Genomic DNA, 17,942 nt, shown 5'->3' with positions numbered 1-17,942 from the left:
CCCCCTATTATGCGTCCCCCTATTATGCGTCCCCCTATTATGCGTCCCCCTATTATGCGTCCCCCTATTATGCGTCCCCCTATTATGCGTCCCCCTATTATGCGCGAGAATGTTGAACATCAGTCGCGCCGGAGTCAGCCTGGCCGCGCGAAGGGGTGAAGAGATCTACCAGCGGAGCAAGGAGTTGCAGGCCGTTGTTTTTGGTTTGCAACGTTAATTGTCTGTAAAGTAATCTGAATCCAACCTTTTCAATTCATATACAGCATCGGTCGAGACTCCGACGCCGAAATCAATCATGAGTTGCGCAAGCTGTTGGCCATCAATGAGGATAATTTTGCTGTCAATAGCGGAAACATATTCGTGTGAGCCGTTGGAAAATTCGGAGGTAGTAATGAAAATGCCTTTGCGTGCTCGCTTTCCTTGCAACGCACCAGCAAATTTTTGAATCTCAGGGCGAGAAACATTATTTTCCCAGCGCTTTGCTTGAATGTAGATGATGTCTAGCCCAAGTCTATCCTCTTTAATAATGCCATCAATTCCTTCATCTCCGCTGCGACCGATAGCTTGGCCTGCGTCCTTACGGGAGCCGCCGTAGCCCATCTTGACGAGAACTTCAACAACAACCTTTTCAAAAAAGATCGGAGACGAAGTTTTCAACTGAGCGAGGATCTCGCTTACGAGATTCTCACGTATAGTCTGATACGCTTCTTCAAGCCGTTCGCCTGGCGTCTGGGTTTCTTGGTCGTCCGATATAGATGTCTTCTGTTGCTGATTAACCTTGTGTTTATCCCGTGCTTCAATGTACTCGGGAAACTCTCTAAGGTAGCGCAGGTTGATCTCGGTTGGCTTTTTTTCGAGTACTTCCTGACCACGTGTGGTAATGCGGAAAACACCTCTGCGAGTGTTCTCTACCAGACCTGCCATTTTCATATGAGCACGCGCCCAAGCAACACGGTTGTCGATTACGCATTGTTGCCCGCTGGGAAGAAGCTCTTTTTGCTCATCTTCTGACAAGTTAAATTCCATCGCAAGGGCATCAAGAGCGTCCCTGTTTGTGTGTTCTTTCCCATCAGCACAAAATTTTAATAGGGGGAGCATGATGCTCTGAAAATCTGGTATGGCCATATCAAATTACCTTCTTCATTACTTGTGCTAACGTCTCACATCACCGGCAGCAAAAAGTAGAGCGAGGAACGAGCGGCGCTTTTTGCTGTCCGAGTGCATGTGTTTGTTAGCTCTTTTGCTTTGTGTCGATAATTTCAAAATTGACCCCGGCTAAGACTCTCTTTAGCTCTTCCATGATCAAATCAACACGTTTTTCTATAAATTGATCCAATGCATCAGGCGGCATACCTTCTTGCCTTGACCACTCCAAAAGCTCGCTTGGCAAAAAGTGATTATTAATAACGGCCTCGAACTCCGGATTTAAATCATATTCTTGAATGTAGTTGAGCGGATTCTTATCACTGATTTCTAAGTTCGTAATTTGTGTAAGATACGCGATATTCATTAGATTATTATTATTCAATTCATTTGAACCAGGATTTTGTGAAATATAGTTTGTTGGAAATATATGGTGCAAGTTCGGCTTATCTGTGGAAAAGAAGAAATTATCAACAATCACATTTCTATCAGTGTACTTCCAGTCTTTTGGCTGTTTGCTGGAATATAAGGAAAGTATTGCTCTGGATAATCTACCTTTTGAGCTATACGACGAATTTCTTAAGGTTTCTCTGTCAATCAAAAACCTTGGGAACTCACTTTTCTCATTTCGCTTTTGTGCGTTAAGAAACTCTATGTGTGAATTGACGTCCCCAGTATTGCTCAGAAGGTCATCATTATGAAAACTATGAAACCAGAAGTATTTTTTGAGTAAACCATAATCCGGGCTTGCGTTCTTGAAAAAATAGGCAGCAATTGTTAAATAGAAATATCTGTACGGAATAAGTTGGGGGCCTTTAATGTTTAATGTGTTTTCAAAGAAATCAAAAGTTTTATTTATTGCTTTCTTTGCAGGCTCCCAAATTTCCTCGATTTGCTCAGTTTTTATATCATTGAGGTAACGTGGAGTGATATTCCATATTCCCGATTTGTCAATGTTTTCACGGATCAAAATAGCAATGATTTGCAAATAATCAAAATCGCTGATCATCATAAAATTGCTATTGTTCAACTTGCGGAAATTATCAATGTATTCCCGCAGGTAGAATCCGGCTTTGTTTTCAGATTTCGGCCTAAATGTTTTCGCTACAACAATATCAAATATATCAAGCGGCTTACCTGCCTGGTTTATTCGCTCAAAAATCTGGCATACTTCCGCGACTTGAATCCCTTTTAACTCGATAAATGACAGCCTGTAGTTATCAAGAACTTGCTTGAGCCTTCTTAGTTGTTCACGTATGGGGTGGTCGTAGTCTTTGTAATCGCCAAGCTCACTTTCCACCAAAGAACGTTCTACGGATCCAAAATTATTTTTAATGTCGATGAGTTTTACGATGATGCCAGCGTTGAATTTATTTTGCCTTCCGGTGTTTCTCAGGAAAACGCCATTTTTATCATCTATTTCCTCCCAGTATAAAAATCTTTTTTTGTAACTTTCATCGTCTGTTTCCGTTTCGCCCTCAATTGACAAATCAATGTATATTGATGGATCAAATCCATCTTTCCCCTCAATCGCTCCCCCATATAAAGACGTCAGCAGCGAAGTTGTACGCTGCTGTCCATCTAAAATATATTGGTATTCGCTTCGGTTGAATGTCCCCTCTGATATGAGATGGCCACCAATCTTTCTATGGTTTTGAAGTTTTATATCGGTTTTCCACACCAAGATACTTCCAAGCGGGTAAAACTTGTAAATGCTATCCCATAATTTCTTTACATTTTCCTTTTCCCACACGACATCCCGCTGGAATGTTGGAATCTGATAATCGAGATTTTCCAACTCATCCAAGTAAGTTGTGATGCCCTTGTCAGTGGGTCGTATCCTATCGGTAAAGTTCATTTTTACTCCGTAGTGAATTTAGAGAGCTAACAGTATTTAGACTGGTCAGTATAAGACGCCAATTTGCGGCCCGATGCCGCATAAGACACCAAAACAGATTTGACCATGCCAACATAACACGCTGAACTCAAACAGCAATAACAATTTCAACGTCATATGACGGGGTTTTATACAGACCCGGATAAGAACCCGATTTCCGCCAACAGCTCCACCATCAAAAACCGGCTATCCTCAAACGCACAAAAGCCGCCCGGCAGCATCGTGCTGCCTGAGCGGCTTCATCAACGGATCGATTGAAATTTTGTTTTTCCCATCTCATCCTCCCGAAACATCAGAACTTCAGCTCTTATACAAAAACCATGAAAGCACGTCAATCGGTCATTCTTGACACGTCGTTCTCCCTGTGTTACCAAGGCAGGCAGTTTTGTTGTTAAACCTGTTCTTTTATCCCCGTTAAACAGGAGACCACAGTATGAATCGCGAGACATCCAAAGCATTTTTTGATCGAGCCAAACGCCTGATCCCCGGTGGCGTCAACAGTCCGGTGCGGGCTTTTAAATCGGTCGGTTGTGATCCGCTCTTTATCAGCCGCGCCGCCGGCTCGAAGATCTACGATGCCGACGGCAATGCCTATATCGACTATGTTGGTTCCTGGGGGCCGATGATCCTCGGCCACTGCCACCCCAAGGTGGTTGAGGCGATTCAACAGGCGGCAGCGGGCGGTGCTTCGTTCGGCGCGCCGACCGAAAAGGAGATCACCCTGGCCGAGATGGTCTGCGACGCCTATCCGAATATCGAGATGGTGCGCATGGTCTCCTCCGGCACCGAAGCGACGATGAGCGCCATCCGGCTGGCGCGCGGCTATACCGGGCGCGACAAGATCCTCAAGTTTGACGGCTGCTACCACGGTCACGCTGACAGCCTGCTGGTCAAGGCCGGTTCGGGGCTTGCCACCTTCGGCGTGCCGACCTCTCCCGGTGTCCCGGCTGACTTTGCCAAGCACACTTTGACCGCAACCTACAACGACCTCGAAGAAACCAAACAGCTGGTCGCCGCCAACCAGGGGGAGATCGCTTGTATCATCCTCGAGCCGATTGCTGGCAATATGGGGTGCGTTGCTCCCCGCGCCGGGTTCCTCGAAGGGCTGCGCGCCCTGTGTGATGCTGAAGGGATCGTGCTGATTATCGACGAGGTCATGACCGGTTTCCGTGTTGCGTACGGTGGCGCTCAGGAACGCTTCAAGGTTTACGGCGATCTGGTCTGCCTCGGCAAGATTATCGGTGGCGGTCTGCCGGTCGGCGCGTTCGGCGGGAAGCGGGAGATCATGAGCTGTCTCTCCCCGGATGGCGGCGTCTACCAGGCCGGCACCCTGTCGGGGAATCCGCTGGCGATGAGTGCCGGGATCGCGACGTTGACACTGCTCAAGGAAGAGGGGTTTTACGCTATGATCGAGGAGAAGAGCGCCTATCTGTGCAAGGGGCTGGCGGAAGCGGCCAGCGCGGCGGGGGTGCCGACCTCACTGCAACGCGTTGGCGGGATGTTCTGTACCTACTTTCAGGCGGACGAGGTTTTCGCCTTCGCCGATGTCAAAGCCGCCACCCCGGCGATCTTCGCCAAATTCTTCCGGACCATGCTCGACGAGGGGATCAACCTTGCCCCGAGCCAGTACGAAGCGGGCTTCATGAGCGCTGCCCATTCGACCGACGATCTGGACAAAACGATCGCGGCGGCGGCCAAGGCATTCAAAAAGCTGTAATTGTCGACAGCGTAACAAAGCCCGGATTCCCTTGCCTCGGGGATCCGGGCTTTGTTATCGAAAGCAGGGAGAGTCAGTTGCGCTCTTTGCTCCAGAACTTGTCAAGAAAGCGGTCCCGTCCGGAGCCGTAGCGATAATAATTGTAACGCAGCGGATTCTTTTTGTAGTAGTCCTGATGGTACTCTTCTGCCGGATAAAAGTGCCCCGCCGGGATAATTTCCGTGACTATCGGCGCACTGAAGCGTCCGGATGCGGCGAGGGCTGCCTTTGATGCGACGGCTTGCTGGCGCTGCTCTTCATCCAGATAAAAGATCGCCGAGCGATAGTGAGTGCCGCGATCAAAAAACTGCCCGCCGTCGTCCACCGGGTTGATATTCATCCAGAAAACATCAAGAAGTTGACGATAACTGACGGTCGTCGGGTCAAAACTGATCTCGATCGCCTCGACGTGGCCGGTTCCTCCGGCGGAAACCTCTTCGTAGCGCGGATTGGCGCGCTCACCACCGGTATACCCGGAGACCACCGCAAAGACTCCGGCCAGCTTTTCAAAAGGGGGCTCCATACACCAGAAGCACCCCCCGGCAAAAATTGCCTTATGTGGTGTGGAATTCATCGTGTTTTCTCCCCAGCCTGGCCAGTCCAGCAACAGCCCGAGAGCGACCATCAAGAGTGTTTTCATTGTTACCTCGCCTTTCGCGACAGACACGCAACGCGGTGTCGGCACAAAGAACTGCGGGGCACATCATCAAAAAGACCCGCGTCAGGCTGCCCGGCTATTCGTCTTATCTGCCCCAACCCCTGCTCGTCTTCGCTTTTATTACAAAGCTATCCCCATTATTACTTCCGGTCAAGACTGCGCGAGACAGAATGTCGCGTAAACCGGCGCAAACGCTGTGAAGAGACACCGGCCGCCCGGCTCAGCCGATGCGCCGGATTTGAATCGTTGGTCAGCGCCGAAGCTGAAATCATGGTAACGTCGATTGTTCCTTGTGATTCGGTGTCCCTTCGCCCTATAATCAGGGAACCGGAGCGAGGAGGTGACGGATGAAATTTACCAAAATGCACGGTGCCGGGAACGATTATATCTACGTCAATTGTTTCGAGGAGGCGGTTGCCGAACCGGCCGCGCTGGCGGTAGAAATCAGCAATCGTAATTTCGGCATCGGTTCCGACGGGCTGGTTCTCATCCTGCCCTCGACCGTCGCCGATGTGCGAATGCGGATGTTCAACGCCGACGGCAGCGAAGCGGAGATGTGCGGCAACGGGATTCGCTGCGTTGCCAAATATGCCTACGATCACCGACTGGTGCGGCGCAAGCGGATGGATATTGAAACCGGCGCCGGGGTGTTGACCGTCGAGCTGTTGACCAACGCGGCCGACCTGGTCGAGCGGGTGCAGGTCAATCTGGGCATTCCGCGACTGCTGCGCGGAGATATTCCGATGACCGGCGAGCCGGAGAAGAAAGCGCTGAATATTGAGATTGAAGTGCTGGAACGCACCTTCCGCGCAACCTGTGTCTCGATGGGGAATCCACACTGCGTGATTTTTGTCGACAATCTGGCGGCTTTTCCGGTCTCCGAATTCGGTCGTCATATCGAGCGCCACCCCTTTTTCCCCAACCGCACCAACGTCGAGTTCGTCCGGGTGATGTCACGCACCGAGGTGAAACAACGGACCTGGGAGCGCGGCGCGGGGGAAACGCTGGCGTGCGGAACCGGAGCGGCGGCAGTGACCGTGGCCGGAGTGCTCAACGGGCTGACCGATCGCAAGATTGTCAACCACTTGCGGGGCGGTGACCTCGAAATGGAATGGCGCGAGTCAGGCGAGGTGCTGATGACTGGCCCGGCGGTTGAGGTTTTTAACGGGGTATATATTCCACGATGAACTGTTCAATGTGCAGCAAATGGGACGCTGACACCGAGCTGCGAATCGCGACGCTGGAACACTGCCGCGTGGTGCTTAACCGCGACCAGTTTTTCCCCGGCTACTGCCTGGTTTTCACCAAAGCGCACGTCACCGAACTCTTTCATCTTGACCCGCCGACGCGGGGTGCGATCATGGAGGAGGTGAACCGGGTAGCGGCGGCGCTCAACGTCGTTTATCAGCCGACCAAGATCAACTACGAATTACTCGGCAACATGGTGCCGCATATGCATTGGCACCTGGTGCCGCGTTTTAGCAGCGATCCGCTCTGGCCGCGACCGATCTGGAGCGAACCGCATGCTGAAAAGTATTTGAACGCGGCCGAGACTGCGGCGACCCTCGACAGTATCAAGGGCGCGCTGCGCAAAACGGGACGGCAGGCAAAGCTGTTCCCGGTAATCTAGATTGAATCCAGATGCAAGCTGTCCTTTTCGACCTCGATAACACCCTCTACGCCGCCGAACGCGAGCTCTTCTCGCTGATTGATGTGCGCATCAACCGCTACATGGAAGACGTGGCCGGCATCCCGGCGGCCAGCGTTGACGATTTGCGCCGCAGCTACTGGGAAGCGTACGGGGTTACGCTGCAAGGGCTGATTCGCCATCATGGTGTCGACCCGGAAGACTATCTTGATTATGTCCATGATGTTGATGTCACGTCGCGCCTGCACGCTGATCCTGCTCTGCGTAAGCAGCTGGGAGGTTTGACCATCCCCTGCTATGTTTTCACCAACGGTTCGCGCGGTCATGCCGAGCGCGTCCTCGCTGCACTCGGCATCGCGGATCGATTTGCGGGAATTTTTGATATTCGCGTCGCCGCCTATCGACCCAAGCCATTCCCCGAACCGTATCGTCAGGTGCTCGTGGAACTGGACCTTGCCGGTGAAGACTGTGTGATGGTCGAGGATTCACACGATAATCTGCTGACCGCCCAACAACTGGGGATGCGCACCGTGTTGGTCGGTCCCCACGCCAGACCTAACGGCTTTGACGCGCAGGTGGCGACGGCGTCACAGGCGGCGGCGGTGATCGGCGGCTGGCAGGGGGGCGCTCCTGCCACAGGCACACATAAAGGAATAGTGTAATGCAACCACTCGGTGCACATATGTCGATCAGCGGCGGGCTGCACAATGCCTTTGCGCATGCTGCAGCAGCGGGCTGTAGCGCTTTGCAGATCTTTACCAAAAACGCGAACCGCTGGGCGGGGAAAGCGATCAGCGACCAGGATGCCGCGCAATTCAAGGCCGCCTGGAAAGCAAGTGAAGTGGGTCCGGTGGTGGCGCACGACAGTTATCTGATCAACCTCGCCGCGCCGGATGACGCCAAATGGGAGCAGGCCAAGGCGGCCTTCAGTGACGAACTGGAGCGCTGTCAGCTGCTCGGCGTTCCGGCGCTGGTGATGCACCCCGGAGCTCACCTGGAAAGCGGCGTTGCGACCGGGATCGAACGCGTCTGTGCCGCGTTTCGGGAGATCTTTGCCAACGCTCCGCCGGTGACCGTGCTGCTCGAAACAACCGCCGGGCAGGGGAGTTACCTCGGGGCCAGGTTCGAGGAACTGGCGGCGATTATCGCCGGGGTTCCCGGCGGAAATTTCGGTATCTGCTTTGACACCTGTCATGTCTTCGCTGCCGGGTACGACATTTCCACCGCCGCCGGGTATGCGGCGACGCTGACTGAATTCGACCGCATTGTCGGTTGCGACAAGATCGCCGCCTTCCATCTCAACGACAGCCAGAAAGGGTGCGGCTCACGGGTGGACCGGCACGCGCATATCGGCGCGGGGGCGATCGGACTGGAGGGTTTTCGCGCCCTGATGCGCGACGAACGCTTCGCCAGAATCCCCAAAATTCTCGAAACCCCGAAAGGGGATGACGGGGAGATGGATGTGAAAAATCTGGCGCTGTTGCGCGAACTGGCGGGAGAGTAATTGAGTAATTATTTACCACCCGTTCGCTGCGCTCACTGGAGATCACGGAGGACACGAAGAAAGCACTCTTTGATTTTCTGCTTATGCACCTCGCTCCCACAGCAATAGCATTATCGCAGCCCAGTCCCTGTGGGAGCGGCTTTCAGCCGCGAAGGGTCTTCGCGGTGGAAAAAGGTCAAGAATGAAAGCTGTACTGCAACGCGTCTCCTCCGCCAGCGTCGAGGTCGGCGGGGCAACGGTCGGTGCCATCGGTCCGGGGTTGCTGGTGCTGCTCGGGGTTGAACAGGGGGACACCGTCACCGATACGCGATATCTGGTTGAAAAAACTGCCGGGTTGCGGATTTTTGAGGATGATGCCGGGAAGCTGAACCGGTCGGTGAAGGAAATCGGCGGCGAGGTGTTGGTCGTTTCCCAGTTCACCCTCCTTGCCGATTGCCGCAAGGGGCGTCGTCCCGGTTTCTCCGCTGCCGCCCCGCCGGAGATCGCCAACCCCGTGTATGAAGATTTTGTCGCGCGATTGCGCGCCCAGGGCCTGACGGTAGCGACCGGTATCTTTCAGGCGACGATGGACGTTAAACTGGTCAACCAGGGACCGATCACCATGCTGCTCGACAGCCGGAAGAGAGACTGATGCACGGCGACGATAAAGATACCCCGCAATGGGATGGGCCGAGCAAATCGGCGCTCAAGCGCGACGCCAAAGCGGTCGAGGATCTGGTCTGGCAACTGCTGGAACTGGGTGACGCCGATCTGCCGAAGCTGGAAGTGTGTGAAGAAGTGCGTGCCGAGTTGCTGCTGTTGCGCTCGATCGATGCGCGTGGCGGTCAGCGGCGCCAGATCAAGCATCTGGCCGGGGTGCTGCGCAAGCGTGAAGATGACGTCCGGTGGCTGCGCGACTTTCTGGCCGGAAACGCTGCCGAACAGTACGCCGCCAATGCCCGCCAGCACGAACTGGAAGCATTGCGCGAACGACTGGTGACGGCACACGACGCGGCGGCCACATACGCCGAAATATGTCAGCGCTGGCCACTTCTTGACTGCAAACGGTTGCGCAATTTACAGAAATCGGTCCTCGCCAATGGGGACAAAAAAGCCTACCGGGAGATTTTTCGGTTATTGCGCAGTGCGGCGGACGACGCGGCGGGTTAATGACAGGCTACTTCTGTTGGCAGGCTATTTCTTGACCGCCGGGATGAATTCATTTAGGATGAAACACCGACCTCATGAAAGGAATTTTCGATGAAAATCGTTGTTGATACAAATAAATGCCGTGCCAGTGGAAACTGTGTTGTCGCCTGTCCGGTCGACGCAATCACTATTGTCAATGGTGCTGCGGTTATCGATCATGACCGCTGTGATCTGGACGGTATCTGTATTCCGGCATGCCCCCATCAGGCACTTGATTTCGACGAAAAGTGACTGCTGGCACGCCCTGTTCGCTGCTGCGACACGTTGAAAATTCAGCGCTTCCCCTGCTTCTCGAAGCGAACTCCTTGAATTTATTGCCCGGTTGGCAGCCGCCCCTGCCTGTTTAAAAACGCGATTCAACAACGCACACGAGTTCGCCCTCTTTGACTCTTCGATGTCAGGATTAATATGAGATTCAAGCAACTTTCACGTATCATCGCCCTGCTTTTGACCGTCGTTCTCGGTCTGCTACTGGTTACCGGGGGCAGCTTTGGAAAGATCGGTCAGGACGACGATGAACTGGCAAACCGCACCAAGCTTCTCGGCTATCTGCTGCGCGAGAAATTGCGGCAGGAGCATTACAGCCGCAAGCCGTTTGATGACACGTTTTCGACGGCCGCTTTCTCTTTGTTCCTTAAACAGCTCGACTCCCAAAAGCGTTTTCTGCTGCAAGGCGACGTTGCCGAGCTGCGCCGGTTTGCGACAAAAATTGACGACGAAATGCAATCGGGCCAGATAGAATTGCCGTTCGTTGCCGGCACTATCATGCAACGGCGCATCGGCGAGGCACAAAAGACGGTCGAGCAACTCTTTGCGGGAAAATTCGATTTTGATCGTGACGAAACACTCGAAACGGATATTGACAAGCTTGATTATTGTAATAACGCCGCCGCACTGCGTGACCGTTGGCGAAAAATCGTTAAATATCAGACGATCACCCGCTACCTCAACCTGCTCGAAGACGAATCCGAGGCGCTGGCAAAAAAGACCGTGACGCAAGCGGCATTGCGCGAACAGGCGCGTGAAAAAACCCGCAAAAAATTCGCGGATTATTTTTCCCGCCTGCTTGAAGAACAGCCGCAGGAGCGCGTTGATCGCTATTTTAATGCGGTCACCCGGGCGTTCGATCCGCACACCAACTACCTGCCGCCGAAAATCAAGGAAGACTTTGATATCAGCATGCGCGGCTCCCTCGAAGGGATCGGCGCGACGTTGCGTGAGGAAGACGGGTATATCAAGGTCATCCAGATCATCCCGGGCAGCGCCGCTGATCGACAGGGGCAGCTTGCCGCTGACGATATTATTCTCACGGTTGCTCAGGGGCGCGCTGAACCGGTCGAGATTACCGACATGCGTCTGCGTGATGCGGTCAGCCTGATTCGCGGCAAAAAGGGCACCGAAGTTCGCCTTACGGTAAAGAAAAGTGACGGGCGCAAACTGATTATCCCGATCATCCGCGATGTCGTTCAAATTGAAGAAACCTTTGTTAAATCGACGACGCTGAAGGATTCCTCGGGGAATTTGTTCGGTTATATCCGCATCCCCTCCTTTTATCGTGATTTTAAGGAAACCCGCAATGGCGGCGACGGGCGCAACGCGACCGACGACGTTCGGGCGGCACTGGAAACGTTGTCCAGGGAAAAAATCGCCGGTTTAATCCTTGATTTACGCAACAATGGCGGGGGAGCGCTGACCGATGCTGTGGCGATCGCCGGACTCTTTATCGAAAGCGGGCCGGTCGTGCAGGTCAAGGACAGTCGTGACCGGATTCAGGTCTTGCGTGATCGTGATCAGGACATCGATTATCGCGGTCCAATGGTGGTTCTGGTCAACAAGTTCAGCGCCTCAGCTTCGGAAATTCTCGCCGGGGCGTTGCAGGATTACCGTCGCGCATTGATTGTCGGCAGCGACCACACCCACGGCAAGGGGACGGTGCAGACAATGGTCGATCTGGATCAGAGCCTGTCCTTCAAAGGGATGGAAAAGTACCGCCCGCTTGGCGCACTCAAGGTCACCACGCAGAAATTTTACCGGATCAACGGGGAATCGACCCAGGAACGGGGCGTGATCCCCGACATCATACTGCCGGACCGTATGAAATATCTCAAAAGTGGTGAAAAGTATTCCGAATATGCTCTGCCGTGGGATGAAGTTGCTCCGTCCCCCTTTCGACTGTGGGACAAAGACGCGAAAAGTATTGACCTGTTGAAGCAAAAGAGCTTGCAGCGGGTAACCGCGAATACTGATTTTGCCGAAATTGACAGGGATGCGGAACGCGCCAGGAAGAGGAGTGAAGACACCCGGCAGTCGCTGCGCATCGACGCGATCAAAGCGGAGCGTGCCGAGGAGAATGCCCTTCACCCCGAACAGGCGGAGGCTGCCGCCAACAACAAACGCAAGGCGGGCAAGTCGGAAACCGCCGAAGAACGTCGTCAAAAGTGGCTTGATGAATTAAATGAAGATCCGTACCTGCTTGAAACCATTAATATTCTTGACGATATCGTCGCCGGATAAGGATCTACGTCTGATCAGTAATCACGATTCCAGGTGCTTTTAATGATGCGTTCAGGGGCCCGGTTTTTTCCCCTGCTCTGGTTGGGGCTCGTGTTTACTGCTGGTCCACTTTACAGTGCTGAAGTGGTGGAGAGCTTTGCCAACGAACCGGTCTTCAGCACCAAAGTCAGACTGCTCGAAGCGGGGCAGGGGCAAGCAACCACACTGCTGCTGGTCCACGGGGTTGGCGACGAAGGGGCTGAAATCTGGCGGGAGCTGCTTCCGGAACTGGCGCAAAGCTACCATGTTGTCGCCTGCGACTTGCCCGGCTTTGGCAAGTCCGACAAACCGAACGTTCTCTATTCTCCGGAAAATTTCAGCAAATTTCTTACCTGGCTGGTCAAGCGCAACACTTCCGGGCGCTTTATCCTCGTCGGGCATTCCCTTGGCGGTGCCCTGGCACTGCACTATGCGGCCACCGCTGCGGTCAAACCGGACAAACTGATTCTGATCGATGCGGCGGGAATCCTGCACCGCGCCGTACTGACCAAATTTTTCCTCCATTTTAAAATTACCGATGACCAATCATACGCCCCTTCGGCGTCACTCTCCTGGCTTGAACGACTGGCCGGAACAATGGTCGAGAAGTTTCAGGGCTTTCCCGTCAGTCTTGATCTGCTCCTGAACAGTGCATTTATGCGCGACAAATTTCTCGGCGCCGAGCCAAACAAGATTGCCGGTCTGGCTCTGGTGCAGACCAACTTTACGCTGCTGATCCCCCAGGTTGCGACTCCGACATTTCTGCTTTGGGGCGAAGATGACGACGTTGCGCCGCTGCGCACCGGACGGCTTTTGGCCATGCGCCTGCCGCAGGCGCAACTGGAGTTGATCCCGGCAGGGGGGCATGTGCCGATGCAACGCCAACCGGTCGCTTTTCGCCAGGCATTGTGGCGCGCGCTACAAACCCCGCCGGTCATCATTCCGCCGGGCACCGCAGCTGAAAGCGACCGGGTGGGGCGTTGCACAGATCAGGAAGACGCCCATTTCAGCGGTCATTATCGCCGCATTGAGCTTCTGCGTTGTCAATCGGCCCAAATCGTTGATGTAACCGCCCATGAGCTGTCGGCAATTGATTCGCAAGTGACGATTGAACGCAGTGTCATCAACGGCAACGCCGTCGGCCTGCACACGGTGCGCTCTTACCTCCTCGCCACGGCACTGGACATCAGCGCTGACCTGCCGATTCTCACCGAGCAGAGCAGTTTCGATTTTGCCGGCGTCACCTTGAAGGCACGTGGCAAGCAACTGGTTGGCGGCGCAGGGAATCCGTCCCGCTTGCTGTTCTCCGTCAGTCTGGGGCAGACGCCCGCCGGGCAACAGGTCCTTCACGACGTTTTTCCGGTCACTGCAAAACGACCCCTTTAGAGTCATTTATGAATCGCATCTCTCGCCAAATTGTTCTCCATCTTCTGCTCGTACTGTTGCTAGCGCTCATGCCCGGCTGTGATCGCCCCCGCTTGACCCCCCTTTCCACCGACGCAACGATTCTGGCATTCGGTGACAGTCTCACCTACGGCACCGGCGCACAACGGAATGAAAGTTATCCGGCATCTCTGGCCGAGATCACCGGACGCACAGTGATCAACGCCGGCGTACCGGGAGAAATTACAGCCAGCGGATTACAGCGGTTGCCTGAGGCGCTCGCCGAATATCAACCCCGGCTGTTGATTCTTTGCCATGGCGGGAACGATTTTTTGCGTCGTCTGGAAACAGAGGAAACCGCCGCAAATATCCGTGCCATGATTGCACTGGCCCGTGCCCAGGGGGTCGAGGTGGCGCTGGTCGGGGTGCCACAACTTGGTTTATTTATTGACACCGCGCCTCTTTATGCACAGCTTGCCAAAGAGTTTGCGTTGCCCTTTGCTGAAGATATCATCAGCGACATCCTCACCGACCGTGAGCTTAAAAGTGACACCATTCACCCCAACGCCGCGGGCTACCGGAAAATTGCCGAAACACTTGCCAAGCTGCTGAAAAAATCGGGCGCACTTCAGGACCGGTAAGAAAATAAACATGACCATCTTGCATCTCATCTTCCGGCCATCTTCGGTCGCAGCTCAATCACAAAATCCTCGACTTAGCACTGCCAGGCCTGCGGTTTTGTTCAATTGCTGCAACCAAATCTGACCCAAATCTGAGCGCAATATTGGTCACCTTATTTTCTTACCGGCCCTTAGCCCCTGAACTCCCGAAGTGACTTGAGTTTTTGTGGTGAATTGCTTATAACTGCACGGTCACCGCAAGAAAGGAGACTGTCACTTATGGGAAGCGATTGTAACAGTTGTGCCGACACCGGGTGCGCGGCACGCACCCGCCAGGGCAATGAAACAGACAAAGAATTGAGTGATCGGCGTCAGTTGCAGCAGCGGCTCTGCAAGATCAGTCGCAAGTTGCTGATCATGTCCGGCAAGGGAGGGGTCGGCAAGAGCACCACCGCCGTTAACCTGGCTTTGGCGATGGCCAAAGAAGGGCGCAAGGTGGGGCTGCTCGATGTCGATATTCACGGTCCAAGTGTGCCGAAAATGCTCGGCCTTGACGACTATCGACCGGAAATCAGCGACGGCGCTGGGATCGAACCGGCGCTTTGCGAGGGGATCAAGGTGATGTCGATCGGCTTCCTGCTGAAACATTCAAGCGATGCCGTGATCTGGCGCGGGGCGATGAAACACGGCGCAATCCGCCAGTTCCTCAGCGAAGTCAACTGGGGCGAGCTTGACGACCTGATCATCGACTGCCCTCCCGGCACCGGCGATGAACCACTTTCCGTCGTGCAGCTGGTCGGTGCTGCCGCCCAGGCGGTGATCGTCACCACCCCGCAGGCGGTTGCGCTGCTCGATGTCAGCAAATCGATTACCTTCTGCCGTAATCTGGAACTGCCGATTGCCGGGATTGTCGAAAACATGAGCGGCTTTCACTGCCCGCATTGCCAGGAGCTGATCAACCTGTTCGGCACCGGTGGCGGCGCACAACTGGCCAGCGAGATGAACGTTCCTTTTCTGGGCCGGATTCCGGGGGATCCGGAAATGGTCATTTCCGGTGACTGCGGCACCCCGCTGGTCAGTCTCCACTCCACCTCGCCTGCGGCAGAGGCCTTCGTGACCATTGCACGCAACCTGATCACTGCGGGCCTGTAAGATAATAAAACGTGTCACAGGGTTTCGGTTAACGTATGGGCATCGCCGCTGACATAGTCATTATCATTATCACCGGCCTGGCGGGCGCACTGATCGCCCACCGCCTCAGGCAACCGCTGATGCTCGGCTATATTCTGGCCGGAGTGCTGGTCGGTCCCTTTACCGGCGGAGTCAACGTCGTCGACGTTCACGAGATTGAAAAACTCGCAGAAATCGGCGTGGCCTTGCTGCTCTTTGCCCTGGGACTGGAATTCTCCCTCTCCGAACTGCGGTCCGTCCGCTCCATCGCACTCATTGGTACTCCGCTGCAAATTATTGTGACCACCATCCTCGGCTTTTTTATCGGTCGCTGGTTGGGGTGGGAGGTGTTGCCGTCGATCTGGCTGGGTGCGCTGATCTCCTTTTCGAGCACCATGGTTATCCTGAAAACCCTGGTGAATCAGGGGGTCATGGGGACACTGTCGAGCCGGGTGATGATCGGCATCCTGATTGTTCAGGATCTGGCGGTTGTCCCGCTGATGATCATGCTCCCCCAGTTGAGCGATCCGCAAGCCGGCTTGCCGATGCTCGGGCTGGCGGCCCTCAAGGCAACCGTATTTCTGACCTTGATGCTTTATCTGGGAACCAAATGGCTCCCGCGCTTCCTGGCCATCATTGCGCGCTGGGAATCGAGGGAACTCTTTCTGTTATCGATCACCGCGATTGGCCTGGGGATCGGTTATGTCACCTACCTGTTCGGACTTTCCTTTGCGTTCGGCGCCTTTGTAGCGGGGATCGTGCTCAGCGAGTCCGATTACGGCCATCAGGCGTTGAGCGATATCATCCCGTTGCGCGACCTCTTCGGATTGCTCTTTTTCACCTCCGTGGGGATGCTGCTCGATCCGACATTTTTTCGCGAAAACTGGACCAGCGTCCTGGCGCTGGTGCTGTTGGCGGGAGCGGGTAAAGGTGCGGTGATGGCGGTCATGGCGCGCGGCTTCGGTTATGTCAATGTGATCCCGCTGGCGGTTGGGCTGGGCCTGTTTCAGATCGGCGAATTCTCCTTTCTGCTCGCCCAGGAAGGGTACGCAAGCGGCGCATTGAACCAGGATCAATATTCGCTGATCCTCTGCTCGACCGTCGTCAGCATGGTTCTCACCCCGTTACTCTCCGGGTTGACAAAACCGCTCTACACCCTGTTTCAAAACTATTCCAGGAATAATAACCCGCTGGAAAGCATCAACCTTCCCCACCATGCGCTCAAAAAACATGTGGTGGTGGTCGGTGGCGGGCGGGTCGGGCAGCATGTCGCCAGGGTTCTGCAACAGCTGGAGGTCCCTTTTGTTATCATCGAGGTCAACCACCGCCGCTTCGAGGAATGCAAAGCGGCCCATTTCCCGACCATCTATGGCGATGCCAGCCAGGGGCAGGTACTTGTCGCGGCCGGCGTTGGACGGGCCCACCAGCTGCTGATCACCGCCCCGGCGATTATTCAGACGCAACAGATTGTCGTCTACGTACAGCAGTTTCACCCTGAGCTGAACATTGTCGTGCGGGCTGCGGGAGAAGAACAGATGCGCACACTCTATCAGCTTGGGGTCTACATGGTTATTCTTCCGGAACTCGAAGCCGGTCTGGAGATTGCGCGCCAGGCGCTGCTACAGCTGAAAATGCCGATTCCGGTCATCCAGCAATATACCGACACTATCCGCAAGGAACTTTATCACCCGCTCTCGGTTGGAGGCGATGCCCATCAGGATCTCAACCTCCTGCAAAATGCCCGGAACCTGCTGGAACTCTCCTGGGAGCGCTTGACAAGCGAAACCGCGCTGCCGGGGAAAAGTTTGCGCGAACTGGAAATTCGTCAGCGTACCGGCGTGTCAATCGTGGGCATTATTCGCAACAAAAAGTTCATGCCGAATCCGGACGCTGATTTTGAGTTTTCCGCCGGGGATTTGATTGCCGCAATTGGCGACACCGGGCAACTTGAAACGTTCCGGAGCTATATTCAGACCAGCGCCATCCCGTCAACGGATGCTCCGTTGTGATCCGACTTGCAGGAACGAGGGATGAGATTTGCATACCCCATAAGCCAGGAAATAAATCTGTTTCGTTGGAGAAAGCACCCAGGAAATGGCATGTCTCTTGGCATCTGACTTTTTCTAATGAAGATGGTCAGATAGCGGCTGAAACTCCTGTGAATCCATGGGCTTGTAGTCCGCTGACCACCGTCCTTTGATTTCCACTAAAACCCGCTGTTTGATTGGCGCAGGAGCCGGGTTCACCTTGACGATCGTGGCGCAAATATCGCTGGGGGACTCACAAATTGCGCTAAACAAATCTTTAACCAGATACCGCGGTGCCCAGCCAATCATATGATAATCATCAGGCGTTTCCAATTGAACAGCTAAAACAGTCGCAGGATTATTCAGTTCAATGGCGACACGAAGCTGCGTCCCTTCCGAAAGTGTTGCTAATCTTT

The 17,942-nt window shown here is 54.3% G+C and carries 17 protein-coding genes; 13 read left to right on the top strand and 4 right to left on the bottom strand.

Annotated elements, in window-relative coordinates; translation table 11 throughout:
• Window positions 1-213 precede the first annotated feature (213 nt).
• Window positions 214-1,125 carry a restriction endonuclease gene (locus tag K0A93_12795; protein ID MBW6512968.1) on the bottom strand — a complete coding sequence of 304 codons (912 nt, stop codon included), beginning with the start codon at window positions 1,123-1,125 and terminating at the stop codon, window positions 214-216.
• Between the two features lie 106 nt (window positions 1,126-1,231).
• Window positions 1,232-3,001, bottom strand: coding sequence for a DUF262 domain-containing protein (locus tag K0A93_12790; GenBank protein MBW6512967.1), 1,770 nt, complete (start codon window positions 2,999-3,001; stop codon window positions 1,232-1,234).
• A gap of 472 nt (window positions 3,002-3,473) precedes the next feature.
• Here K0A93_12790 and hemL point away from each other — a divergent pair, with 472 nt between their 5' ends.
• Window positions 3,474-4,757: a glutamate-1-semialdehyde 2,1-aminomutase gene (hemL, locus tag K0A93_12785; GenBank protein ID MBW6512966.1), complete on the top strand. Its 1,284-nt coding sequence runs from the start codon at window positions 3,474-3,476 to the stop codon at window positions 4,755-4,757.
• Between the two features lie 73 nt (window positions 4,758-4,830).
• Here hemL and msrA read toward each other — a convergent pair whose 3' ends face one another.
• Window positions 4,831-5,436 (bottom strand): peptide-methionine (S)-S-oxide reductase MsrA, encoded by a 606-nt coding sequence (msrA, locus tag K0A93_12780; protein MBW6512965.1) that lies wholly within the window; start codon window positions 5,434-5,436, stop codon window positions 4,831-4,833.
• Window positions 5,437-5,801: 365 nt separating this feature from the next.
• Between msrA and dapF the strand changes: the two genes are divergently transcribed.
• The 12 genes from dapF (at window position 5,802) to K0A93_12720 (ending at window position 17,508) form a co-directional block, all read left to right on the top strand.
• The gene (gene dapF, locus K0A93_12775) at window positions 5,802-6,641 is read left to right on the top strand and encodes a diaminopimelate epimerase (GenBank protein ID MBW6512964.1); all 840 of its coding nucleotides are present in this window, start codon (window positions 5,802-5,804) and stop codon (window positions 6,639-6,641) included.
• The gene (locus K0A93_12770) at window positions 6,638-7,084 is read left to right on the top strand and encodes an HIT family protein (protein MBW6512963.1); all 447 of its coding nucleotides are present in this window, start codon (window positions 6,638-6,640) and stop codon (window positions 7,082-7,084) included. Before dapF ends, K0A93_12770 begins: the two co-directional genes overlap by 4 nt.
• A gap of 11 nt (window positions 7,085-7,095) precedes the next feature.
• Entirely contained in the window at window positions 7,096-7,764 is a 669-nt protein-coding gene (locus K0A93_12765; GenBank protein MBW6512962.1) for a pyrimidine 5'-nucleotidase, read from the top strand.
• Complete coding sequence (locus tag K0A93_12760) at window positions 7,764-8,606, top strand: deoxyribonuclease IV (protein ID MBW6512961.1); 843 nt, start codon at window positions 7,764-7,766, stop codon at window positions 8,604-8,606. The genes K0A93_12765 and K0A93_12760 overlap by 1 nt, the downstream gene beginning before the upstream one ends.
• Window positions 8,607-8,787: 181 nt before the next feature.
• A complete protein-coding gene (gene dtd / locus K0A93_12755; GenBank protein ID MBW6512960.1) occupies window positions 8,788-9,237 on the top strand; it encodes a D-tyrosyl-tRNA(Tyr) deacylase in 450 nt (149 codons plus the stop codon).
• Window positions 9,237-9,755: a DUF615 domain-containing protein gene (locus tag K0A93_12750; protein MBW6512959.1), complete on the top strand. Its 519-nt coding sequence runs from the start codon at window positions 9,237-9,239 to the stop codon at window positions 9,753-9,755. The genes dtd and K0A93_12750 overlap by 1 nt, the downstream gene beginning before the upstream one ends.
• 90 nt (window positions 9,756-9,845) lie before the next feature.
• Window positions 9,846-10,025 (top strand): 4Fe-4S binding protein, encoded by a 180-nt coding sequence (locus K0A93_12745; protein ID MBW6512958.1) that lies wholly within the window; start codon window positions 9,846-9,848, stop codon window positions 10,023-10,025.
• Window positions 10,026-10,202: 177 nt separating this feature from the next.
• A complete protein-coding gene (locus K0A93_12740) occupies window positions 10,203-12,308 on the top strand; it encodes a carboxy terminal-processing peptidase (GenBank protein ID MBW6512957.1) in 2,106 nt (701 codons plus the stop codon).
• A gap of 42 nt (window positions 12,309-12,350) precedes the next feature.
• A complete protein-coding gene (locus tag K0A93_12735) occupies window positions 12,351-13,712 on the top strand; it encodes an alpha/beta hydrolase (GenBank protein ID MBW6512956.1) in 1,362 nt (453 codons plus the stop codon).
• Between the two features lie 8 nt (window positions 13,713-13,720).
• The gene (locus tag K0A93_12730) at window positions 13,721-14,350 is read left to right on the top strand and encodes an arylesterase (GenBank protein MBW6512955.1); all 630 of its coding nucleotides are present in this window, start codon (window positions 13,721-13,723) and stop codon (window positions 14,348-14,350) included.
• 258 nt (window positions 14,351-14,608) lie between these two features.
• Complete coding sequence (locus tag K0A93_12725; GenBank protein MBW6512954.1) at window positions 14,609-15,481, top strand: Mrp/NBP35 family ATP-binding protein; 873 nt, start codon at window positions 14,609-14,611, stop codon at window positions 15,479-15,481.
• A gap of 35 nt (window positions 15,482-15,516) precedes the next feature.
• On the top strand, window positions 15,517-17,508 hold the full coding sequence (locus K0A93_12720; GenBank protein ID MBW6512953.1) for a cation:proton antiporter: 1,992 nt from the start codon (window positions 15,517-15,519) through the stop codon (window positions 17,506-17,508).
• 114 nt (window positions 17,509-17,622) lie between these two features.
• Here the strand turns inward: K0A93_12720 and K0A93_12715 are convergent.
• Window positions 17,623-17,942 (bottom strand): hypothetical protein (locus K0A93_12715; protein MBW6512952.1); only part of this gene is annotated, 320 nt, incomplete at its 5' end.

The organism is Desulfuromonadaceae bacterium (assembly GCA_019429445.1).
Lineage (GTDB): Bacteria > Desulfobacterota > Desulfuromonadia > Desulfuromonadales > JAHYIW01 > JAHYIW01.
This window is presented reverse-complemented; position numbering and strand designations above follow the sequence as displayed.